This is a genomic window from Streptomyces sp. NPDC111628, from assembly GCF_055635195.1.
Genome location: NZ_JBVKBZ010000001.1, coordinates 708,836 through 731,155, shown reverse-complemented (window position 1 = coordinate 731,155; position 22,320 = coordinate 708,836). Strand labels below are relative to the sequence as shown.

Sequence of the window (22,320 nt, the reverse complement as noted above, 5' to 3'; positions counted from 1 at the left end):
CCTATGATCGTGCCACCAGGAAGCCATACGGCATTCATAGGCAAGCCGACCAAGCCCGATGAGTGGCTCTCATATCTGTACGGCAAGGTTCCCGGTTCCTTCCACCCATCGCGTATCTACTCGCGCTATTACGAGGGAGACCAGCAGAAGCTAGCGTTTAGCCAGATGCGCTATAAGACGACGTTTGCCAGCGTCTTTGAGCAGTGGCGAGACAACTTCTGCGGGACCATCATTGACGCGACGAATGAGCGCCTGCACGTCGACTCGTTCCGCATTCCCGGTGAGGACGACGGCAAGGACGCCCGCAAGTTCTGGCAGCGCTCCTCCATGGACGCCTACTCCACCTCTGTGCACCTGGAGGCCCTCATCTCAGGGGCCTCTTACGTTGTGGTCTGGGCCGACAAGGACGGAGAGCCCACCATCACGCCGGTTGCGAGCGACCGTATGGCCGTCTGCTACAAGGCCGGTTCCCTGTGGGAGCTGGAGGCTGCGGCCCGCTTTGAGATGGACGCTTGGGGCCGTCAGCAGGTGACGCTATGGACTGAGGAGTACGTCTATGAGGTCGCCTACGGCGTGACCGAGTGGGACCAGGGAGAGCTAAAGCCCAACCCGCTCAAGATGGTGCCAGTCGTCCCCTTCGAGAACCGCACTCGGCTAGGTGGAGAGCCAACCTCCGATCTCCTTAACTGCATCCCGATTCAGGATGCCATTAACAAGATCACCATGGATGCCCTTACGGCGTCCGAGATGGCTGCCTTCCCTCAGCGTTGGGTCACCGGCCTTGAGATCCAGGAGGACGAACACGGTAACCCCGTGGCTCCGTTCAACGTGGGTCTAGACAAGCTCCTCCAGGCGGAGGACGCCGGTTCCAAGTTCGGCTCCTTCGAGGCAGCAGACCTCAAAAACTATGTGGTCCTGGTCGATATGCTCGTTCAGCACCTGGCGACTGTTTCCCGGGTGCCATCCCATTACTTCCTGGTCAACTCCTCCAACACTCCTTCCGGTGAGGCGATCATTTCGGCTGAGGCCGGACTAGTCGCCAAGGTGAAGGAACGCATGCTTCATTTCGGTGAGGCTTGGGAGCGAGTTATCAGGCTTTGCTTCGCGGTCAAGAGCGACAAGCGCCGAGACGCTTTCGATATGGAGACGCGTTGGGCCGATCCTGAATACCGAACCGAAGCCCAGCACATTGACGCACTGCTGAAGCTTAAGCAGCTCGACGTGCCCCTAGAGTTCCTGTGGTTTGAGGCAGGCTTCACCGCTGCCCAGATTGCCGACTTCCGCGAAATGCGGAAGCAGGATGCCAAGGCTCAGGCAGAGATTATGCAGCTCATGCCGCAGCCTGAACCACAGCCGGGCCAGCAGCCCAATCCCAACAAGCCTCCGCAGGGAAACGCCGGTAACGCAAACCGGAAGATCAGCGAGGCCAAGTAATGACCCGCCGAAATGGCAGAGGTCCCCTCTTCCGAAATGGAATCACGCATGACGACTCAGAACGATGACGCCTCCAAGAAGTCCACTGAGGGCAATCCTCCTGTGACTCCTCCAGTCCCCCCGGTTACTCCTCCTGCTACTCCAACGCTGGAAGAGGTCGTTGCCGACCGGGACCGTTGGAAGGCTATGTCTCGTCAGAACGAGACGAACTACAACAACACCCGCACGGAGCTTCAGAAGCTCCAGGACGACCAGAAGGCAGCCCTGGAGGCTGCTAAGACCGAGGGCCGGACGTCTGCTCTCGGGGAGGTCTCTAAGGATCTCGTTACCAAGGAACTTCAGCTCCAGGCTGCGCTCACTGGTGCGGAGCTTCCCAACCTTGAGTTCCTGGACCTGGACCGCTTCAAGGGTGACGACGCACGGCCGAACGCCGATGCCGTCAAGTCGTTCATTGAGTCTCTGCCCAAGGGGCAGAATTCCGGATCGGGGTTCCCTCATCTTGAGGGCGCCGGTCATAACCGAGGCGGTACCGGAGACTTCAAGAGCCTGAACCCTGGCGACCTTGCCGACTACATCTCTGGTGGGTCTTTCCTCTAAGCCTCTCCCCTATTTTCGTTGTAGCCCTCTGCGGAGGGGTTTTCTAGCGGCTCCATAGCGCGCGAACGAAGCCCCCTCGGGGGGCTTTTTTCATGCCCTCTTGGAGGCGCTTTGGCTACTACGCACCACTTTAATCTTGATCCAGTACAGGTGACCATTGCTGCACTTGGCATTCTGGATCGACAGCTAACTCTTGGCGGGATTCCCGCACGTTATTCTGAGCTGAACTTCCGAGGCGGAATCGGTGACGTGATCAACGTCAACCGCGAGTCTCGCGGTATCCCGGTCGTTGAGGCGGGAGTTTCCGCGCCGATCAAGAACCCAATTACCGGTGACAAGAACGTTTTCGCCGCTGCATCGGACCGGCCGCTACCTGCGGCTGAGCGTCGGGCGCCTAACGGGTTCATCAACGAGACCCGGTTCCCAGTTCAGCTCACGACTCTTGCCCAGAATGCAACTGCACTGGGCATGGAGCAGGTAGCTTTCGACCTGAAGCAGTTCGGCGCTCAGGTTCTTTCGAAGCTCACTCGCGGTTTCGCTGAGTACTTTGACGACACCGTTGCGGCGTTCATCAAGGCGAACATCAACCGCTCTTCGCTGACTGCGGCACAGAAGACTGCCGTAGGCGGTGACGTGACCGTAGACATTCCTACGGCTGACGGCACGGCGGCGAACCTGACTCAGCGTGCTCTCGGTATTCGTACCGCGCTTGTCGACGCACGTATGAACATGAACCTAGCCCTTGTTCCGACCTCGGAGCGGTATCTCATCGCCGGTCCTGAGGTAGAGGCAATCCTTCTCAAGGACCCCGAGTTTGTTGCCGTTGACTATTCCGGCGACACGAATGCGCTTCGGCGTGCGACTGTCGGCCGTATCTACGGTTTCGACATTGTGATTCACAACTCCTTCGGTCTTGAGATGTACCTATTCCACAAGTCCGCAATGCTGATTGCTTCGGCCACGCCGGCACTGCCTATGGGTGCGGTTACCGGAAGCATTCAGAACGTTAACGGTATTGCTACCCGCATGCTCGTTGACTACGACTTCGGGCTGAAGCAGGACACCATTGGACTGGACACCATGTACGGCATGGCCACCATCAAGGAAGACCCGGATTATGCAGTCCGAGGCACCGTGATTGGTGAGAAGTTCGTCCGTGGTCTGAAGATTTCGATCACGGAGACTGCTCCTTCCACTGGCGCCTAATCTCCCCATCCCTAAAGGGAGGTTGGATTGTCTCTAGCAACCGTTGAGGACGTGGCCGCCCGCCTTGGGCGGCCTCTCCTTGAAGACGAGACCACCCGCGTAACCAAGTGGCTCGGAGACGTGACAGGCCTCATTGAGGACTACTGCGGCAGGGACCTGGACCGGCGCCAGGACCAGGCCCTGACTCTGTACTCCAAGGACGGCTGCACGCTGCGTGTACCCCCTCGGTACCTCACCGGCTTCAGCCCCTCGGCCGTCCAGGCCGACGGCCAGGCCGTAACCGGCTGGACCTTCGACGGACAGCAGCTCGTTACTGACGGCTCCTGGTACTGGCCTCAGGGCCCGGTCACTGTGATTGCCTCCTGGGGCTTCCCTGTAGCTCCCGCTGGCCTAGTAGCCGTCGTGTGCTCAGAGGTTGTCCGCTGGCTCTCTGTGGCCCCTGGCATCGGCAGGGAGCGGGTTGGGGAAGTCGAGGTCGAGTTCACGGGTGCTTCCAGCACTCAGACGCTCTCTGGGCTCACCAGGTCGGCTCTGGGCGCCTACCGGCGCCGTGGTGTTGGCGTGCTGACCCTCCGGAGGGAGGGCCCCTATGTTTACGGCCACTGACCCTGTAGAGGTCTGGCGTACGAGCGCTGACAGCAAGAGCGTTTACACATCCCGGCCTGACTGGTCCAAGGCAGTCAAGGTCTGGTCCGGACTCGGCTCCGTTCAGCCGGACAAGGCATATGAGGCTTACTCCCCCGACCGAGACATTTCCCAAGAACGGCTAACAGTCTTCCTCCCACTCGACGCTGTTGTGTCGGACAAGGACCGAGTACGTATCAACGGCCTTGACTACGAGGTTGACGGAGACCCCCGCCGACATACGCAGACCTCCCGCAGGCACATTCGGCTGACTGCTTGGAGGGCTATTCGATGATGCAGCCCGACGCCCGCACGAAGGTCGTGTTTCGACGTAACTGGGAGCGGGACGTTTACACGTCCTTTGGGACTAAGGAACTCCTGAACATAGCCGTCAAGAAGATTGAGGCATACGCCAAGGGTGACGCTCCTCGTCGTGGGACCGGCCTTAGCCGCTCCTGGAACTCCATTCGGGAAAACATTGACGGTGTAGTCGCAATGGACCGAGACGGCTGGTACGGCGGTGTCGTCCTGGAGGCGAACGACCGCGTACGTCACGCAATGCTCCTAGAGCGCGGCTTCACTGACCCGTCCGGCCGTCGCCACCCCGGCCGACGCTGGCTCAAGGGGGCACTACTGAAGGCACGGATCGAATGAAACTAGACCCTGTTGAAGTGGTGATTACCTTCCTACGAGACCAGCCGGATATCCCGGAGGGTGCACCGATCGGCGATATGACAGAACACGTCACGGGAGCTACTTCGGTCTACCTGGAGCACTCAGGTGGGTACCGAGTTGTTCGGGACTCCATGGACCGAGCAGATATCGAGTACTCGGCATACTCCGAAGACCGTAAGGCGTGTATCGATCTCGCCCTTCTCGTGAGAGAGAAGCTGCTTGAGGAACTGCCCAGAAAGGCAGTGGCCGGCGCCCTGGTCCTGGACGTTGAGGATATCGCCCTTCCGGCTTATTACCCGGACGAGTCCTCTCGTGAGCACATGTATGGCGGAGAGGTCGCCGTGTTCTACACCTCCGCCTGATCCCACATTTTCCTAGCCCCCTTCCTGGGGGCCTTTTTTATGCCCTCAGGAGGCCCTATGGCCAATGACGCCAAGAAGATTCGGTTTGCCCCTAACGGCAACATCTACATTGCCCCGGCTCCCGTGGCTGGTTCCGCTGGTGGCACGACTCCACCAACTGACCTCGGTACAGCGGACACGGTACCGACCGGTTACAAGGCACTCGGTTATGTCGATGAGGGGGGCGTCACCCTTACCCCTGCTATCGAGACGCAGGCCGTGAACGCGTGGCAGTCTGCAATGCCCGTTCTGTATAACGTCCAGTCGGCTTCGTTCTCTGTGAAGGCAACGCTTCAGGAGACCAACGAGGTCACTACGGAACTCTTCTGGGGTTCTGAGTGGGTGGAGGTTACCGAGGACGTAGAGGGCGTGCCTACGCCTACCGGCACTTACCGGCTGGACCTCAGCTCGACTCCAGAGCTGAAGGAAATTTCCATTGTCGTGGACTGGCAGCAGAACTCTGTGCGGTACCGCTGCGTGATTCCTCGCGCCATGATTTCGGACCGAGGTGCTATCCAGCTCTCGCGTACCGAGAACGGTAAGTACGAGCTGACCATGGAAGCCATGGATTACAGCGGCACTATCGGCTACGTGCTGACGAATGACGACATTGTAGAGGCCGTCACTCCGTAAGTAATGCCCCGAGCCGGGGCGGGGTTACGCCCCCGGCACTCTCTCTTACCCAAACCGCGGGGCCCTTTACGGGCCTCTTTTCGTTTTCCAGGAGACCCCATGACCACTCCACGAAAGACCACTGCAAAGAAGACTGCGCCCAAGGATGCTCCCGAGGTCGAGGCCTCCCAGAATGAGGCGCAGGAGAAGCCAACCCCGTTCGAGTTCAAGGGGCAGTCCTTCGAGGTCCCTCACCCGCTCGACTGGCCTCTAGAGGCATACCAGACCGGTGACGAGATCGAGGTAATCGCCATCGTCCTAGGTGATGAGCAGTGGGCACGCTTCATGGGTACTGGCCCAACTCTGAGGGACTTCAACGGCCTTATGGACGCCATGAGTGAGGCTCAGGGCCGGGGTGAAGGCCAGGGAAACTAATTGCCATCGTCCATGTCATCCGAGAGTTCCACAATGAGCTAGAGGCTGATCTGTTGGAGTTCTTCAACGTCGATCTACTCGACTTGTGGCGTGGACGATTGTCTCTCCGTCGTGTGGGGGTCCTGGTGGACTCCCTCATGAAAAAGCCTGGCAGGAGCACGCTCCTTATGGCCATGGATGAACGGGCTATGTGGCCCGAGTCCAACTATCTCCTTGCTCGGGTATCTGACGCCCTTGAGCTTTCTAACTTCCTCTTCATCAAGGCGAACGCCTCTTCCACTGATGATCTCGAACTTCCCATTCCCGTTACGAGGCCCGGCACTCCGGAGCCACAGCCCGAGCCTGAACCTGTATTCGCTACCGGCGAGGAGGTCACGGCCTTCTTCGGGCAGATGAACGCCCTTTAGGAGGTCCCATGGCTGAGTCGGGACGTGGACCTATCAAGGTAGGTACTGGATACGTAGAGATTGTTCCGAAGGTCCAGCAGAAGGACATGACGGAACTCCGCACGAAGATCACTCAGGAACTGGAGAAGATTGGTCGGGCTGCCAGCAAGCAGGCCAACAAGGCTGTTGCTGAAGGGCTGGCCGGTCTCCCCAAGGAAGTCCAGAAGCAGGCCAAGAAGGCTAAGGACGCCTCCGAGAAGGAAGCACTGGACGGCAAGAAGAAGCTTGCCCGCATTGCCAAGGAACTGACGAAGCAGTACGGCCGAGAGGCCGCAGACCGGTTCCTAGAGGCGCAGAAGCGCGAGAAGCAGAAGGTAAAGCTTGTCGAGAAGACTTCCACGGCCACCAAGAAGGCACTGCGGGAGACCGTAGCGGCTGAGGAGAAGGCAGCCAAGGACACGGCCAAGGTGTGGGCTGCCACTGAAAAGGATCGGCTTAAGCTCGCCAGAGACCGTGAGAGGGCAACCGAGAAGGCCGCCCGCGAAGAGCGGAACGAGGCGGAGAAGACGGCTAAGGCCGTCACTCAGTACAACAGGATGATCCGCGAGGCTTACGCCGAGAACGAGAAGCGTAAGCGCAAGGAAGCTCAGCAGACCCACAATGATGAGATCAAGTGGGGTCGCACGCTGGCACAGGCATACGCAGAGAATGAGCGCCGGAAGCGCCGTGAAGCCGCAGAGACTGCCGCCCAAGAGCAGCAGTGGCGCCGTACGGTGGCAGCGGCGTATGCGGAGAATGAGCGGCGCAACCAGGCTGCTATCCGGCAGACGCAGGCTGCCCAGAGGGCAGCACATCAGCAGGCCCTTGCGGATATCCGTGCTCAGGCTGCCGCTCAGCGCCTGGCCCGACAGGATCAGATAGCAGGACTGCGGCAGACCATTGCCGATCACCGCTCCCGTATCCGGGAGCTGAATACCGCCATCACTTCCACGGGCACCACGACTGAAAGCTACTTCAAGAGGGTCGAGACCAGTCTGAAGAAGACCGGTACATGGTTCCATGAGCTAGGTACTCAGATCACTGAGGCCGGAAACATTCTGACGACTCGTTTCCTCGCTCCTCTAGCTCTTGTGGGTAGCGCTCTGACGGCTATTGGTGTCGAGAGCGCCGATAAGCGCATGCTCGGTCAGCTCGGCCTTTCGTCTGCGGGTGTCTCCACTGCTACATCGACGCAGCAAATGACCAAGATCCAGCAGTACGCCATTGATACGCCGTTCTCGATCGACGTTATGCATGAGTATCAAATGAAGCTCATTCGCTCTGTTGCTGGTGCTGATAAGAACTGGTACAGCGACAATGCGGGTAAGCGGATTGGTGCTGCAAACTCGGCAGCCGAGAAGACCACTGACCTAATCATGTCTATCGGCGACTCGATGGCCCGAGCGGGAAACCTGAATCCCGATCAGTTCCGCCGTGCGATGTACGCCATAGACATGATCATGGATATGGACCGGGCGCCTACCAGAAATGTCAAGCAGCTTGCAGCCGCGACCGGCATGCCTGCCTCTGAGCTTGCTCAGCTCCTTGGCTTCAAGGACGCAGAGGAAATGTGGAAGGTCATTGGTACGCCTGCCGCTAAGGGTGGCGGCGTGTCCGGTACTCAGATCATGAATTCGATGTTGAACTACTGGAACCCTGGAAAGTACGGCGAGAAGTACGGGCCTTACACCAGTGGTGGTTCCATTGGTTCGGCTTCGGCAATGACTAACGCCACGATTACCGGCCGACTCCAGCAGATGAAGGAACGTGCGGTATTCGAGCTGGGCACGCTCTTCGCTGATGACACGGGCCCTGCTGGCGCTTACGAGTACACCGCACTTGGCGAGATGCTAATGGGCAAGCAGGTCATGAAGCGCGACCGACATGGGGAGCTTACTGCTACAGGCGAGTACGAGGGTGGCCTACTCAACCAGTGGGAAGACATGGCCAAGAAGTACTCGCCTGACGTGAAGAAGTTCCTAGAGGCCTTTCTAGAGGGGCTCCAACAGTTCACGGACATGGTGGACACGGCAGCGTCTTACCTGAAGGAATCCGGTCTGGGTGAACTCGCTATGCAGGTTGGCAAGTTCCTTGCTGCATGGGGTCCGCTCATTCTTGCTGTAGGCCTGGCAACCAAGCTGTTCGGCAAGGTACTGGGAATTGGGGCTAAGGCCCTTGCTCCTCTTCGTGCTGTGGGCCGTGGTGCTGTCGGTGCCTATGACGGAGTGCGCAATAGCCGTCAGCGGGCACAGGACGCTACCGACCGTTGGGACGCTCGCTCTGAGGCTCGGCGCCAGACCCGTGACAGCGGGGGCACTCGGCGGGAGGCTCGGCGGGCAGGCCGTACAGCCCTCCGTGAGACCCGAGCAAGCCAGCGTGAGGGCGATGCCCGTAGCCCTGTCCGGAGGGCCGTAGACAGGCTCGTAGGGGCCAACACGCAGCAGTCCTCCGACGACCGCGCACGGCGCGAGATCCGGGCCCTGACGGAAGCTATCCAGACTGCCCAGGAGGCGTCTGATCAGCTTCAGCGGGAGATCCAGGACGTCAACCGTGAGTCCTTGCGGCAGATCACTGCCGCCCTGGCGGGCCAGGGCAACGGCACGGTGCAGGGTGCGGCCGGTCAGGCCGGTCAGGGGCTCCAGGGAGCCCAGCAGCAGGCACAGCAGCTCAACCGTGCCACCTTCACCCAGCTCGACCAGGAGCTAGACAAGGTCAAGAAGAGCGCCGATGCGCTGACGACTTCCCTCAAGAACTCCTCTGCGGAGGTTAAGACCCTTGACGGGCGGAAGCTTGGTTCTCTTCGTGCACAGCAGATCGAGACCACGACTAAGCGAGTCGGGGAACTCAAGGCGAAGGTAAACGAGACCAGCACTGCCGTACAGAACCTGAATGGCAAGTCGCTCTCTTCTCTCCGTACGGAGTTCACCAACACAACCAATGCCGCCAATGCGACCAACAAGGCGACCAAGAACGTCAGTTCTTCCGTCGAGACTCTGAAGGGCAAGAGCCTCCGCAGTCTGAAGGACTGGTTCGACAAGGTCACCAGTTCCGCGAACGAGGCATACAAGAAGGTAGGCACAAAGACCGGTACCGGTTCCCTGAATGGCCGTATCAAGATCCTGTCCGACCAGTCACTGAAGAAGCTAAACAAGTTCGTCAATGACCTGAAGACGGCTCTAGAGAACGCCAAGAAGCAGGCTGAGGGACTCGACGCAGCTCTAGACAGCATCTCCAAGAGGTCGCCAGGAAGCGGCGGCGGAGGTGGGGGCGGAAAGAAGAACAACGACGGCAAGGGGAATGCCCGTGGTGGTGTAGCTACTCAGGCTGACGTCTCAATGTATGGCGTCATGCCCGGATACTCGCCATGGGTAGACAGTATTCCTGCCGTCCTCTCCCCCGGTGAGGCTGTTCTACGCCCGGAGGTAACTCACCACCTGGGCGCCGACACTATTAACACCTGGAACGCTATGGCCATTCGTGGTCAGCTTTCTCGGCATGCCCGAGGTTCCTCGGGCAGTGGAGGCGGAAAGTTCAGCCTGGACAACATCACTGAACTGCTCGACCTGCAGAACATTGCGCCTGTCGGCACGGCCCTTCTGAAGACGATGAAGATGGACGGTACTTCGGACCGTCTAGGCGGAGGCGTCCAGAATGGCATCCTGCGGACCGGCGATCATGCAGCAGGTCTAGGCGGTTCTGAGGGTGCGTCCAAGTTCCGTGGAATGTACGACTGGATGACCGAAGACGTATGGGGCCTTCTAAAGAAGGTTCCGTCTGGTGTCGGACAGATCGCAGGCATTCTAGGTGGGGCTCTTGCTCCGACCCTCGGAGAGTATTTCTGGAACGACGTTTGGAAGGGTTCGGGGAACATCGTTTCCCGAGGAAAGACCTACATGAGCCACGTGTTCTCCATGGACACGTTGGAAAGCGTGTGGGACGACCTCTTTAGCGGTGTGACGGATTCCCTAAGCTCTATCTGGGATGCTGTGACCAATCCGTTCGACACGTTCACTGGGCTGTTTGACGATATCGGAGACATTGTTTCCGGCTCGTATAACAACATCATTGGAATGATCGACACGGTTAAGGAGATCAAGGATTCCCCTCTTGGTTACGCAGGCCGTGTGTTCGACGGTTTCATGGCTAACGCCCGTGAGGCCATGCCGAACACCAAGGGACTGTTTGACTTCGAGTCGGGCTCCAAGATTTCCGCTGACATTCCTGATCTGGCTGAGCAAATGGTTAACCCTGGCTCGGGCGACAACGTACAGCGTTGGGCCCCTGTCGCTGCTCAGGCACTGGGAATGCTTGGCCTACCGGCTAACGCGCTGTCTCTGGTCCTGAACCGTATTGGTGTCGAGTCCGGAGGCAACCCGAACATCGTCAACAAGTGGGATTCCAACTGGAAGATGGGAACTCCCTCGGTTGGTCTGATGCAGGTTATCGGTCCGACCTTCCAGCGCTGGGCAGGACCGTTCCGCAAGGTCGGCCCATTCCAGTACGGGACTTCCACTAACCCACTGGCGAACATCTATGCCGGACTGAACTACGCAACCCATCGGTACTCCGATTGGCGCTCGGCTCTGTCTGGCAACAAGGGCTATGCAACCGGCACCCTTTCCGCTTCTCCTGGCCTCGCCATGGTGGGCGAGAAGGGCCGCGAAATCGTGGCCTTTGGTGGTGGTGAACGGGTCATCGACAACGAGACCACCGAATCCCTCTTGGGAACCAAGTACGAAATCCATATCCACGAAGCACGCAACGAGACGACCCCTCAGGCAGTGATGAGGGCTCTTCAGACTGCGGAGGCGCTTTACACGAATCTGTAAGGAGGAGGCTCTATGCCGATTCCGGTTCGATATAGACCGGCACCCCCAGCAGTTGTCACCCCTCCACCCCCGGTAGCGGTTAGGTGGAGTCGTACGGTCGTGAGTGTGGTTGGGCAGAACGGTGAGGGGGAGGTAATCCCCCTCACCAGCACGCCCAGGGACAATACTTGGCCGAACATCTTCATGCAGCCGGGGGCTACCGGTTTGGACATGCCCCCGTATCTGCTCTTCAGTGACGACTCGCCAAACCTGGACGGGTCCATATTCCGTTCTGCTCGTGCTTCGGCACGGGAAATCATGCTCCCTGTCTTCATATGGGGCAACGATCGACAGCACATCAACCAACTGAAGCGACAACTCTTCCAGGCCCTTAATCCCTCCCGCGGCTTCTGCTATCTGCGGTTTACCGAGGGCAATAACCAGACGCGTCAGATCGCCTGTTACTACAAGGGCGGAATGGAGGGTGCCGAGGGTACCGACGTTTCCGGCTTCACCTGGACTAAGTACGGACTTCAGTTCACTGCCATGGACCCCTGGTTTTACCAAGACCGACCCACCTCCACCCGATGGGATTTTGGTAGTGGAGACACCTTCCTAAGCACGACTGCAAGCTTCCTCCCAATGAAGATCAGCCGTGGCGTGATGGGTGGTGACGGGGCCGGACTCGTCATGAGCAATCCAGGCGACATTGAGGCGTGGCCTGTATGGGAACTAGAGGGCCCGATTAGGTCCTTCTCGCTCAAGAGTCCAGCTGGGGAAATCCTTCAGGCATCGGTCCAGTCTGACGGCACAGATGCTGTGCCGGCTGGGCGAATACTAACCATTGATACACGCCCCGGAAAGAAGACCGTAAAGGACGACCAGGGCACCAACTATTGGGCCAAGCTCGACACCAACCCGCAGTTCTGGGGGGTCCAGCCTGGCGACACGCTAGCCAATATCACTGTCGTAACCGGCTCGGGTAACGCGTCAGTCACTCTGACATTCCATCCCCGGTACGCGTCTTTCGTGTAAGGGGGTCCCTCTTGGGTTATCGCGTTGAGGTCATCGACAAGAACCTTAAGCGGGTGGGCGAGATTGATGAATGGATCTCGCTTGACTTCACTGTGAGGCTCCGTCAGGAGGGCACTTGGCAGCTCCTTATCAAGGACGACACTCCACAGTCCAAGCTCATTGAAAAGGGCGGCGGAGTTGTCATCTGGCAGGACGGAGTTTCCACGCCCGTTCTCTCAGGCCAGGTGGATACCTTCCAAAAGTACTGGACGAAGCTACAGCACACGGGACCAGGAAGCCTCTACATCGCGGGTAAGTGCCACAACGGGCTGACCGCTCGGCGCCTTGGCCTCCCTAGCCCTTCTAGGGCCATTAGCGCCCAGTACCAGGGGCCAACTGCCTACACGGTTGACGGGGCTGCCGCTGAGGCCGTGTGGGACCTCGTACGTAACAACCTGGGGTCCGGGGCCGTGGCTGACAGGCGCTTGGCGAGTCTCAACTTTGGGACCAGGCCAAACGGGGTCGGGGGGACCATCAACGACTCTCTTCGCTACGACGTGCTTTCCACAAAGCTGGAAGAGTGGTGCGAGGCAAAGAAGATCGGTTACAGGTTCATTTACAACCCCGACACGCAGGTTATTGACTTCAAGGTCTTCCCCTTCCGTGACCTGTCCAGAGAGGTCCGCTTTTCCGCAGACCTGGGCAACTTGCGAGAGTTCATCTGGACTCTTAATGCCCCCAAGCTGACAAGGGCTGTGGTCGGCTGTCAGGGAGACGGTAAGGATCGTTTCGTTTGGCAGAAGGTTGATACGGCCGCTGAGGTCGAGTGGGATATGTCCATAGAAACGTTCATCGACCGTCGAGACGTCCCCCTGAAGTTTGGCAAGAATGGGGCCGCGGACCTGATTACAACCATCATGGATAACGGCTGGGAAGATATCGGCGTAAACCCTGATGGGCAGGAATGGACCGAGGAGCTTCGTCTAGCCAAGAAGGCGTACGAGGACGCGGTTAATGCCGGAGATCCCGACACGGACCCGGAATACGATGCCGTGGTCTACGCAATCAAGCAGGCGAAGCCTACTGCTATTCAGTACTACTTGAACGTAGTTGAGGAAGCCGCGACAAGCGCACTTAATGAGGGGCAGCGAACCGGCAACTTCCAGATTTACCCGATCGACACACCAGACTGCCAATTCGGTAAGGACTACTTCGTCGGGGATCTCGTCACGGTCACGGTTGATGGCACCGAATATACGGACGTGGTGAGAGAAGTCGTCGTCTCAGTGGACGACGGGGGCAACGTGCAAGACGTGAGCCCAAAAATTGGCGAACAAGGGACAGGAGAGCCCCTGAACCTCTACAAGACGGTTTCCGATATGCAGCGCAAGCTGAATCGGCTTCAGGCGAGGATGTGACGCAATGGCAGAAATCAGTTATCCGTTTAATGTGGGCAACGAGAATGGCGGGTCTGCCGTTGTCTCTCAGACACAGTGGCAAGCCATGGCTCATCTTTGGGGCGGCGATCGAGTTGACTTTCAGCTAACTAGCCGAAGCTATGCCTCATCGACTCTGCCGTTTAACTCGACCACTTCCGGACGCACCCTAACCATTCGGCCGGGTAAGGCTTGGGTGGGTGGTTTCTACTACACACTTACGGCTTCTCTACAGGTCACCATCCCAGGAAACGCGACGGCACTTCCCCGTAAGGATCTCGTCGTTATCCAGGCTGACATGGCAAAGAGTTCCGTGAACATCGTTGTTGTGACCGGCACTCCTGCTGCCACTCCGAGCCCTCCCCCAGTACGCAAGCAGGCTGGTGGCCTGTGGGAACTCCCCCTGTTCCTGGTGGACTCGGGGGCTAACAACGCCTCCATCTCGGTCACTGGCGTGATGCCGTTCGACACCCCTAACCGGGCTTCCTTCCCGTGGAACGCCACTCCTGGAGCCGGGCACCTACCTCAGGGGAGTTTCTACTACGACGTAGACAGCAACGGCGGAGACACGCAGTGGGAAGGGTTCGTCGGTCGAGACGGCACTGTTAACGCACGTGACCTAGGCCGTACCCGCACCTACACCCCAAGCCTTGTAGGCATCACAAACCCGGCCACTCGGTCCGGCCGTTTCCGCTACATCGCTCCAGGCATCGTCTACTTCTCCTCGCGTTTCGTCAGTACCTCAAACTCTGACTACAAGGTGACTGGGGATTACTGGACGATCGGCGTCAAGCTTCCTGTACCTGCAAGCGGATACACGGGACAGGTTCTTAATGGCCACCTCTACAACAACGGGTCTGTGAACTCTCCAGCGATCCCGAACTTCGTGGATATCACGGCCAAGGTCAACCAAGGCGGCTTCAGTCAGACCACGGCATGGCTGTACTACCCGAACAGGGACTACGCACCCAACACAGGTCTTGACGGTATCGGCATCTTCCCTCGCAAGGGAGAGCTAGTCATCTCGGGAATCTACGAGACCGACGAATTCGGAGCTTCGGCATACCGACCAGAGATGCCAACCGGCTAAACACCCTGCCCCCACGGGGCCTTTTTTATGCCCAAGGAGGGTATTGGATGACTCGACTTATGTTCGGTGGCACCGCTGCTGACGTTGCTGAAGACCTGTCCGGCGCACGAGTACCAGGAGCCGCAGGAACTGTTTGGGACGGACTCTCTGAGGGTGCCTCCCAGGTAACCGACCTCGTAAGCATGGACGGCAGCCCTCTAGCCGGTCTCGTGGCTGACGATGACGGCATGATCCCGGCCTTCCTCGGGCCGGACGCTGTACGGCCCGCAGAGCGCCTCTACGTCGACTTCGGAGGGGCACGGGTAGCAATCCTCGCAACAGACGTTGGTGACCGGCTACAGGCCCATACAGCGGCTGATGACCCCCACGGGTCCCGAGCTGCTGTCCTGAACGACCTGGACAACATGCGGGGCAAGGCGGGCGGACTGGCCACCCTGGACGTGAACGGCAAGGTACCGACGGATCAGGTACCTGTCCTCACTCCCCCTGACATTCTCGACTGGCTGAACGTCCAGGCCCCCGAGTTCGGGGCCAAGGGGGACGGAGTGTCAGACGACACGGCAGCCATTCAGGCAGCCATCAACGCGGCCGACATTGGCGGAGTCGTGTACTTCCCCCGAGGGGTTTACATCATCTCTGCGCCTCTCGACCTCCCACGGGGTGTAACCCTCCTTGGCTCGCACTCCAATCTGATGGTTGGTCCGGGCATGGTTGACGAAGACTTCCCTTGCTATATCCAGGCTGCCCCGTCTTTCACTACCGGTTCCATGATCCAGATTATTGGCGACAACGACGGCACCCACCCTGCCATCAATGGCGAACAGCGAATTCTTAACCTGATGCTCGACGGCTCCAAGGTACCTACTGGCACGCTTGATGGGGTATTCGCCAAGGGCAACGTTCAGAACGTCGTGATGCAGAACGTATGTATCCGAAAGATGCCTAACCACGGAATCACTACCGCCAGCAACGCCAAGGAAGAGTGGCCGTACTCGTGGCGCCTTACCAGTGTCATGGTCGACAACTGCCACACGGACGGCATTGTGTTTGAGCGTCAGACCGACCTCACCATGACCGACTGCCAGGTAATTGGCTGCTGGGGTACGGGTATCCGTATCAGCAACTCGGCCAACTCGATTCTTCAGGGTTGCCGTGTTGAGTGGTGCGGTAGCTATGGCTTCCACATCACTGGTGAGTGGGGGAACTGGCCGGGTAGTGGAAGCATGACCATGAGCGCTTGCACTACCGACCGAAATGGCTGGGATGGCGTACGAGTAGACGCGACCGGCAATGGCCCCTTCATTATCACGGGCCTAAATACTCGGCGTGATGGACGTAATGGGGGACCGGGGGGCGGGGGGTATGCCGGCCTGGCCCTATATAACCGTGCTCCAGTCATTGTCAGCGGCCTTGGCTGCTATGTCGGAACGGATGACGGAGGCACCGCCAATACGTCCCCGGAGTACGGTGTAAAGATTTCCTGGGCTCGGGATATCTCGGTTGTCGGCGCTTATCTCCACGGCCTTACGGCTGGCATTTTCCAGGAGGGCACGAACGACCGAGTGACGTTCCTGTCCACGATCACCAACGCCGGAAACAACTACGCAGAAGACCGCGTGCAGGCTTTCTAAGCCTGTCTCTACGTCAGGGCCCTGGGAGCGTCTCAGGGCCCTTTCTCCTGCCCTGAGGAGCCCCCCATGTCCTTTCCTGAGTTCTTCTCCTACATGGGCCCTGTAGCGGTCGTGATTGCGGCTGTCGTTGTGGTGGCTGCGGGATTCCGCACCAACACGGCAAAGGTCTGGAAGGAAGAGGCCGAAGCACAGACGGCCCGAGCGAATCGACTAGAGACCGACCTGAAGGAGATTAAGGAGCGCCTCACGCAGATTGAGCGTGACAACCGGCGCCTTATCTCGCTGCTTACTTCTCTCGATCCCACGCAGCTAACCGCTTACCGGCTGCTGACGAATCCACCAACCCCGGAGGCTGACTAATGGCAACTCCTATGACTCCTGCACAGATCCTGTCGCAGCTCAAGAAGTTTGGTGTTCCCGTCAAGGAATACCGCGACTGGAAGAACCACAACCGAAACCACAAGGGCGCTTGGGGCCCCGTACACGGCCTCATGGTCCATCACACGGGCAGCGACGCCAAGGACCAGCGAGCGCTTCTCTACAACGGCTATGAGGCCCTTCCTGGTCCGCTCTGTCACTTCGGCCTGGACCAGGACGGCGCCATTCACATGATCGGCTGGGGTCGAGCGAATCACGCTGGCCTAGGTGACGATGACGTACTAGATGCGGTTATCGCCGAGAAGACGATCCCCCACGACGACGAGTCCAACACCGACGGAAACGCCCGTTTCTATGGCGTTGAAATTTGGTACAGCGGCTCTCACAAGATGACCGATGCCCAGTACAAGACTCTTCAGCTCCTGTCTGCGGCTATCTGCGACTTCCACAACTGGAATGAGCAGAGCGTCATTGGGCACGGTGAGTGGGGCTCTCCAGGTAAGTGGGACCCCGGTTACGCGTCCGGCAAGATGATGGACATGAACGACGTACGGAAGGACATTAAGGCGACCATCGCCAAGGGTAAGCCGTCGACTCCTTCCAAGCCGACCCCGAGCAAGCCCAAGCCGTCCGTACCGGCCTTCCCTGGACGTGGGTACTTCCGTCCTGGCGCTCGGAACAAGTACGTCACGCAGCTTGGACAGGCTCTGACCAAGAAGGGGTACGGCTACTTCTACAAGGTCGGTCCTGGCCCGTCCTGGACCAACGTAGACCGGTCGGCAACTAAGGCTTTCCAGAAGGCTCAGGGTTGGACTGGCAGCGACGCTGACGGTTACCCCGGTCCAGAGACTTGGAAGCGCCTGTTCAGCTAACCCCCTGGGATTCCCACATCAAGAGGTGATGCAGTATCAACGTTATCGGTTCGTTTCTTTCTAAGCACGGGGCTCGCATCTACGCAGTTCTAGCGGCCCTCGTCCCTGCCCTTGTCCTGGTATGGCCGAACGTGGCTTGGGAAGCCCTTCTAGCGGCTTCTGCGGCCCTTCTAGGTGTCGGTGTGGCCGTGGCCACCCATGAGGACACCAAGACCGTTCAGGCCCTGTATCAGGACTCCCCCTTTGAGGCTGAGGTCTCAGGGGGCAAGTAGACCTTAGGTGGAGGGGTCCACCTTGGGTGAGAGAGAAAACAAGAAAGCCCCCCGGCATCAGCCGGGGGGCTCTTTTGCGTTGTGCCTCAGCGCGGGATGACCTTAACGCGCCCCTGAATCACAGCCCAGTACCCGTTATGGAACTCGGCCGTTTCCGGGTAGTAGCAGAGGGACATGCGCTTGCCGGGGTGGTACTTGTTGCACCTCCACCAACTGACTTGCCTTTCCCTCCCGTACGAATCCCGCTGCACCCTAGTGCGCCACTTAAAGACGCCCTCAGGGCAGTACGGGCACTTGACCCCCTCCGAGAGGGGGACTGGGGTTTCTTCCTCGCTCACCGGCCCTCTTTCGGCTCGTACTTCCAGACGTTTGTGTCCCGGTCCCGAAGGACGGTACCGCTCTCCCCCTTCATCCCGCTGTTACCCCAATAGGACGTGGAGTGAAAGCCCCTCAGGGGCTCCTCGCCAATCGACTCCAGGAAGTTCAGGGCTTCCTCAATCGACTTGTACGCGTCCTCAGGGTTCAGGAACGTGCGCTTCATTTCCTTGCCTTTCACTCGCTCCGTGCACAGTCGGCGTCCCCTGCGGGACACCGACAACTTCCACCAGGACTACAGGGGTCCACCGGCTCAGGGCTAGTGATTCCTTTGTACGTGTGTCCGGGGTACCCCCGGACAACGGCCAGAAGATGCCCCATATATGTCCTGGCGCCGCACTTGCAGTTCACACCCAAGACGCCCTTTCCGCTTCATCCTTCAGCTTGTTCTCTCGGAAGAGCTTGCGGTGAATCTTCAGAATCTCTTCCGCCTGCTCTCGCGTTTCGACCTCGTTGTACTCAGCCTTCCAGAGGGCGAGGACGGCAGCCTGCCTGTACCCGTCTACCCTGGCCCGCTGCTGACGCTGAGCCGTCCGACTCAGGCTGTCCGTGCGATAGTCCAACCCGCACATTTCCGCGAGGATAGACGCGTATACGGCTCCGTACTTCTCGGCTGCCGCACTGATGAAGTACTGCACTTCGGTCTGCACTGCTCTTGCCCTCCCTACGAAACCAGCCCCCGCCCAGTATGAGGGCGGGGGCTGACAAATGCTGGCGGTTCTCAGGACTTCGAGCGTTTGGCCGTCAGAGTTCCCAAGACTGCCTCAGCTTCCTGAATGGCGATGTGGTACCAAGCGGCCCTCTGGACCGGGCCCCCGATTTTTGCCGGCTTGCCCCAGCCGATTCCGTCCTCTGCGAGCTGCTCAGCCTCGTACCGAACGACCTCCAAGGCGGCTTCCAGCCTTACCAGCAGATCATCGGTCGTGGCCTCGTAACCCACAGGGTGGGCAAGAAGGGCCACCCCCTCTCCGGTCAGCTCACTCCTTCGGAATGTGAGGCCGCAGCCGCTTTCCTTCAAGGTAGAGGACAACGCCGACAACGCGCGTCGCCTCATGTCGTGGAACGTCTGAGGGCCTACAGGCCCCCCGATACGCGGGTTGTACTTCCACCCAACCTCTGTGATCTGGTTACTCACCCTGCGGATGGTGTAGCCGTGGGCGTACTTGGATGCTGGAACTTCCTCAGAGCCCTCCAGCGCCCTGCGTACAGCCTGAGTCATGGTCGCTGTCATGAACTCCCCTCCCTAGGGGCCCATTTGATGGGCCCCTAACCTGTCGGCCCCTTCTTGGCTACGCGTTGGCCTTCTCGTAAGCCTCCACGATGTTACGCGGGACGCGCCCACGCTCGGCCAGCTCGAAGCCGTTCGCCTTCGCCCAGGTGCGAATGGCGCCGGTGTCCTGCTTCGGGCCGCTGGCCGTGCTCCTGGTGGTCGTGCTCGTCGCCTTCCGGCCCGGTCCCCCTGCGATCCGACGACCGGCCTTCACGTACGCCTCCAGGAAGGAACGCAGCTCCTCGGCGTGAGCGTCGTTCAGGTCGATTTCGTACGTCCTGCCGTCCAGACCGAAGGTAAGCGTGTCGGTGGCCTCCGAGCCGTCCAGGTCGTCAACCAGTTCCGTAATGACGCGCTGAGCCATGTCTCTACTTCCAATCTGCGATGTTCGTTGCCTGCATGGAATCACATACGTAAGGCGTCCGGCTAACTCTTTGCCGAACGCCCTTGGTAGGTATGCGTGAAACTTATTCGGTTGTTACGTGCACGTTGCACGCGTCCCGCTCCTGTCGCTGGGCTTCATAGGCCCACTTTCGACAGAGCCGGGAGTATCTCCCCTGCACGGCACGGCTCTTGACCGGCCGTGTCTGCGGCATCCCCGATGGGGCCGGAATGATCCGGCCCCCCGGTCCCCCCGTTGTGGGGGTCATCAGTACTCGTCGTCCCAGCGCTCACCGGCTGCCGAGGGGTCGAACCAGGCGGGCGGGTTGGGGGAGTCCGGGTAACGGGACCGAATGGCCTCGGTCCGCTCCTGAGCCGTCCTGGCGTGCGCCGTACAGCGCCAAATCAGGGTGCCGGTACCGGCTGCCGACGGACGGCCCTCCACGGGTCCCTGACAGGCCCCCTGAGCCGCGTTCAGGCACTTGCGCTGTTCCATCACTGCCCCACCTTCCAGCGGCTCACCAAAGCCGCCAACTGCTCATCGTTGGCCAGGTTGTTGCCAACCACCTGGAGCTGACTACTGCCCCAGTACGAAGCGACCTCGGCCTTACTGCCGTCCAGCTCCAGGACGATCCCGTACACGGCGCCCTCGTACCAGATCCCGATGTTGAGGGCCGCAACCGACTTGTACGGCTCCTCATCCAAGTACAGGCTTCCGGGGTGCTCGGCCAGCCAAAAGACCTTGTCCACCACCTCACGCGGAAGCGTGATGCTGCGGGAGCCGCGCTTAGCTCCCTCGGGAATACTCATTCGTCCTCCACCTCTCGGGCATCTCCCCATGCCCCACTGAATTCCCTGTCGACTCTCTGAGCCGCTCCGCTGTTGCGGCTCGCCTTAGGGACGAACCTTGTCGACTCCCTAAGGTACTCGTAATCGTCTGCGGACAGGTACAGAACGTACTTCCAGTCCCCTTCCTTCTCCTCGTACGCATCAGAGATGGCGACCGATACTTGCTGGTTGATGCTCTGATACCGGTCCCAGGACTTCCGGGCCCGTATCCGTCTCGCCCTGGCCTCCCAACCGGAGATCAGGTATTCCCAGTCCTCCCGCTTCAGGAAGACGGGAAAGCGCAACGTCTGCTCACTCACCCTTGTACCCTTTTCCCTTTGCCCAACGGTCGATAAGAACAACTTGCCAGACTGTCACCCGGTACCGGGTGTCCCTCACCTTCTCCAGGGACACCCCGTACCGCTTTGTGAGCCCTTTCCGCGTAAGCCGTGCTGCGTAGTCGTGCAGGAGGTCTACCGCTTCCCCCCAGTCCCCGCTTATGTCAAGCACGGTCCGGGGGTTGTGCAGGTTGCTCGGGTCTAGGTCACTCACTGGACTTGAGTAGGCCGGGCACGTCTTCGAGACGGACCTTGGGTCGACTCACCATGTGTTCGCGGTATGCCTCAATCACACGGTTCGCCTCTTCGGTGTCCTCAGGGAGGACCAGGCCGGGAAGGGACTCCTGTACGTCCTCAGGCTTCAGGGGCTCATCCAGGGTCGGAATGGGCAGGGCTGCCGGGTGATCCGGCGTGTGAATTTCGCAGGAATCCCGGAGGTAACAACGTCCAGGCTCGTGCACCTTGTAGCCCAGCCTGAGCGCTGCCTGAATACCTACCGGCGTGAGCGATGCATCCCACGTCCGCTCAGAACCATGGTTGTTCACTCCCCCTCGCCAAATGGTTTCCCAGTACTCCTTAGTCTCGGCCAGCCCCAACCTTTCCAGGGCTTTGGCCGTACTTAGGTGTAGTCCCGTACCCTTCGAAACGCTTACGGGGTATACGAGAAGAAGCTGACGAAGTCCGTCCCTCTGCTTGTCGTTCAGCCCGTCTTCTGGCCTCACGACTTCCCGCCTTTTCCCAGGTTCGCCTTCGCCTCCGTCGCGGTCACGAAACCGTTGTCCGGGGTGCGGAAGCCAACAACCCTTTCCTTGTCCCGCACGTGATAGATGGGGACGCCGACCGACAGGGGGATAACCACCCCGTCAACCTCCGTGCCTTCCGGCTGCTTGGCCTTCTCCTCCTCCATTCCCTTCTCGTACGCCTCCGCGTAACGGTCGAGTGCCGCCTGTCCGGCCTTACGGGCGGCCGACTTCAGGTCGTCCCGCTCCAAGTAGCCGTTCGCCGTCTGGTCCGCGATCCAGCCGAGGGTGTACAGGCTCACCTCTCCAGCGGCGCCCTTGGGGCCCCACTTGAGCGCCTTCAACTCCTCGCCCACGACCGGCTTTTCGGCCGGGTCCTCCCCCAGAAAGACGCCGGTCTCCGAGATCCATTCCATGAGGCCGTTCGGGATCTTGACGCCATACATGGTGGGCTCGTTGCTCATCGTTATGCCTTTCC

Annotated in this window: 25 protein-coding genes; 16 read left to right on the top strand and 9 right to left on the bottom strand. The window is 59.5% G+C overall.

Annotated elements, in window-relative coordinates:
* Positions 1-3 precede the first annotated feature (3 nt).
* The 16 genes from ACZ7MF_RS03580 to ACZ7MF_RS03505 all read left to right on the top strand — a co-directional run bounded on the left by ACZ7MF_RS03580 (position 4) and on the right by ACZ7MF_RS03505 (position 17,638).
* Positions 4-1,434, top strand: coding sequence for a phage portal protein (locus ACZ7MF_RS03580; protein ID WP_471474266.1), 1,431 nt, complete (start codon positions 4-6; stop codon positions 1,432-1,434).
* Positions 1,435-1,482: 48 nt separating this feature from the next.
* Complete coding sequence (locus ACZ7MF_RS03575) at positions 1,483-2,031, top strand: hypothetical protein (protein ID WP_471474265.1); 549 nt, start codon at positions 1,483-1,485, stop codon at positions 2,029-2,031.
* Positions 2,032-2,181: 150 nt separating this feature from the next.
* Positions 2,182-3,237 carry a hypothetical protein gene (locus ACZ7MF_RS03570; protein WP_471474263.1) on the top strand — a complete coding sequence of 352 codons (1,056 nt, stop codon included), beginning with the start codon at positions 2,182-2,184 and terminating at the stop codon, positions 3,235-3,237.
* Positions 3,238-3,264: 27 nt separating this feature from the next.
* The gene (locus ACZ7MF_RS03565) at positions 3,265-3,843 is read left to right on the top strand and encodes a phage gp6-like head-tail connector protein (RefSeq protein WP_471474261.1); all 579 of its coding nucleotides are present in this window, start codon (positions 3,265-3,267) and stop codon (positions 3,841-3,843) included.
* Between the two features lie 309 nt (positions 3,844-4,152).
* Positions 4,153-4,515: a hypothetical protein gene (locus tag ACZ7MF_RS03560; RefSeq protein ID WP_471474260.1), complete on the top strand. Its 363-nt coding sequence runs from the start codon at positions 4,153-4,155 to the stop codon at positions 4,513-4,515.
* A 17-nt stretch (positions 4,516-4,532) separates the two neighbouring features.
* On the top strand, positions 4,533-4,898 hold the full coding sequence (locus tag ACZ7MF_RS03555; RefSeq protein ID WP_471474258.1) for a hypothetical protein: 366 nt from the start codon (positions 4,533-4,535) through the stop codon (positions 4,896-4,898).
* 57 nt (positions 4,899-4,955) lie between these two features.
* Positions 4,956-5,570, top strand: coding sequence for a phage tail tube protein (locus ACZ7MF_RS03550; protein WP_471474257.1), 615 nt, complete (start codon positions 4,956-4,958; stop codon positions 5,568-5,570).
* Between the two features lie 99 nt (positions 5,571-5,669).
* On the top strand, positions 5,670-5,984 hold the full coding sequence (locus ACZ7MF_RS03545; protein ID WP_471474255.1) for a hypothetical protein: 315 nt from the start codon (positions 5,670-5,672) through the stop codon (positions 5,982-5,984).
* Between the two features lie 53 nt (positions 5,985-6,037).
* Positions 6,038-6,391 (top strand): hypothetical protein, encoded by a 354-nt coding sequence (locus tag ACZ7MF_RS03540; RefSeq protein ID WP_471474254.1) that lies wholly within the window; start codon positions 6,038-6,040, stop codon positions 6,389-6,391.
* Positions 6,392-6,399: 8 nt separating this feature from the next.
* On the top strand, positions 6,400-11,238 hold the full coding sequence (locus tag ACZ7MF_RS03535) for a hypothetical protein (RefSeq protein ID WP_471474252.1): 4,839 nt from the start codon (positions 6,400-6,402) through the stop codon (positions 11,236-11,238).
* A gap of 105 nt (positions 11,239-11,343) precedes the next feature.
* Complete coding sequence (locus ACZ7MF_RS03530; RefSeq protein ID WP_471474251.1) at positions 11,344-12,252, top strand: phage tail domain-containing protein; 909 nt, start codon at positions 11,344-11,346, stop codon at positions 12,250-12,252.
* A gap of 11 nt (positions 12,253-12,263) precedes the next feature.
* On the top strand, positions 12,264-13,649 hold the full coding sequence (locus tag ACZ7MF_RS03525; protein WP_471474249.1) for a siphovirus ReqiPepy6 Gp37-like family protein: 1,386 nt from the start codon (positions 12,264-12,266) through the stop codon (positions 13,647-13,649).
* 4 nt (positions 13,650-13,653) lie between these two features.
* On the top strand, positions 13,654-14,757 hold the full coding sequence (locus ACZ7MF_RS03520) for a hypothetical protein (RefSeq protein ID WP_471474248.1): 1,104 nt from the start codon (positions 13,654-13,656) through the stop codon (positions 14,755-14,757).
* Between the two features lie 209 nt (positions 14,758-14,966).
* Entirely contained in the window at positions 14,967-16,388 is a 1,422-nt protein-coding gene (locus ACZ7MF_RS03515) for a glycosyl hydrolase family 28-related protein (RefSeq protein WP_471474246.1), read from the top strand.
* Between the two features lie 66 nt (positions 16,389-16,454).
* Positions 16,455-16,748, top strand: a complete 294-nt coding sequence (locus tag ACZ7MF_RS03510; RefSeq protein ID WP_471474245.1) for a hypothetical protein — start codon at positions 16,455-16,457, stop codon at positions 16,746-16,748.
* Between the two features lie 11 nt (positions 16,749-16,759).
* Positions 16,760-17,638 (top strand): peptidoglycan-binding protein, encoded by an 879-nt coding sequence (locus ACZ7MF_RS03505; RefSeq protein WP_471474243.1) that lies wholly within the window; start codon positions 16,760-16,762, stop codon positions 17,636-17,638.
* A 606-nt stretch (positions 17,639-18,244) separates the two neighbouring features.
* Here ACZ7MF_RS03505 and ACZ7MF_RS03500 read toward each other — a convergent pair.
* The 9 genes from ACZ7MF_RS03500 to ACZ7MF_RS03460 form a co-directional block, all read right to left on the bottom strand.
* Positions 18,245-18,451 (bottom strand): hypothetical protein, encoded by a 207-nt coding sequence (locus tag ACZ7MF_RS03500; RefSeq protein ID WP_471474242.1) that lies wholly within the window; start codon positions 18,449-18,451, stop codon positions 18,245-18,247.
* A 181-nt stretch (positions 18,452-18,632) separates the two neighbouring features.
* The gene (locus tag ACZ7MF_RS03495) at positions 18,633-18,935 is read right to left on the bottom strand and encodes a hypothetical protein (protein WP_471474240.1); all 303 of its coding nucleotides are present in this window, start codon (positions 18,933-18,935) and stop codon (positions 18,633-18,635) included.
* 71 nt (positions 18,936-19,006) lie between these two features.
* Positions 19,007-19,516 (bottom strand): hypothetical protein, encoded by a 510-nt coding sequence (locus ACZ7MF_RS03490; RefSeq protein ID WP_471474239.1) that lies wholly within the window; start codon positions 19,514-19,516, stop codon positions 19,007-19,009.
* A gap of 58 nt (positions 19,517-19,574) precedes the next feature.
* A complete protein-coding gene (locus tag ACZ7MF_RS03485) occupies positions 19,575-19,919 on the bottom strand; it encodes a histone-like nucleoid-structuring protein Lsr2 (RefSeq protein ID WP_471474237.1) in 345 nt (114 codons plus the stop codon).
* Positions 19,920-20,204: 285 nt separating this feature from the next.
* Positions 20,205-20,432, bottom strand: coding sequence for a hypothetical protein (locus ACZ7MF_RS03480; protein ID WP_471474236.1), 228 nt, complete (start codon positions 20,430-20,432; stop codon positions 20,205-20,207).
* The gene (locus ACZ7MF_RS03475; protein ID WP_471474235.1) at positions 20,432-20,746 is read right to left on the bottom strand and encodes a hypothetical protein; all 315 of its coding nucleotides are present in this window, start codon (positions 20,744-20,746) and stop codon (positions 20,432-20,434) included. The genes ACZ7MF_RS03480 and ACZ7MF_RS03475 overlap by 1 nt, the downstream gene beginning before the upstream one ends.
* A complete protein-coding gene (locus ACZ7MF_RS03470; RefSeq protein WP_471474234.1) occupies positions 20,743-21,084 on the bottom strand; it encodes a hypothetical protein in 342 nt (113 codons plus the stop codon). The genes ACZ7MF_RS03475 and ACZ7MF_RS03470 overlap by 4 nt, the downstream gene beginning before the upstream one ends.
* A gap of 224 nt (positions 21,085-21,308) precedes the next feature.
* The gene (locus tag ACZ7MF_RS03465) at positions 21,309-21,824 is read right to left on the bottom strand and encodes a hypothetical protein (RefSeq protein ID WP_471474232.1); all 516 of its coding nucleotides are present in this window, start codon (positions 21,822-21,824) and stop codon (positions 21,309-21,311) included.
* Positions 21,821-22,306, bottom strand: coding sequence for a hypothetical protein (locus ACZ7MF_RS03460; protein WP_471474231.1), 486 nt, complete (start codon positions 22,304-22,306; stop codon positions 21,821-21,823). Before ACZ7MF_RS03460 ends, ACZ7MF_RS03465 begins: the two co-directional genes overlap by 4 nt.
* Positions 22,307-22,320: the final 14 nt, after the last annotated feature.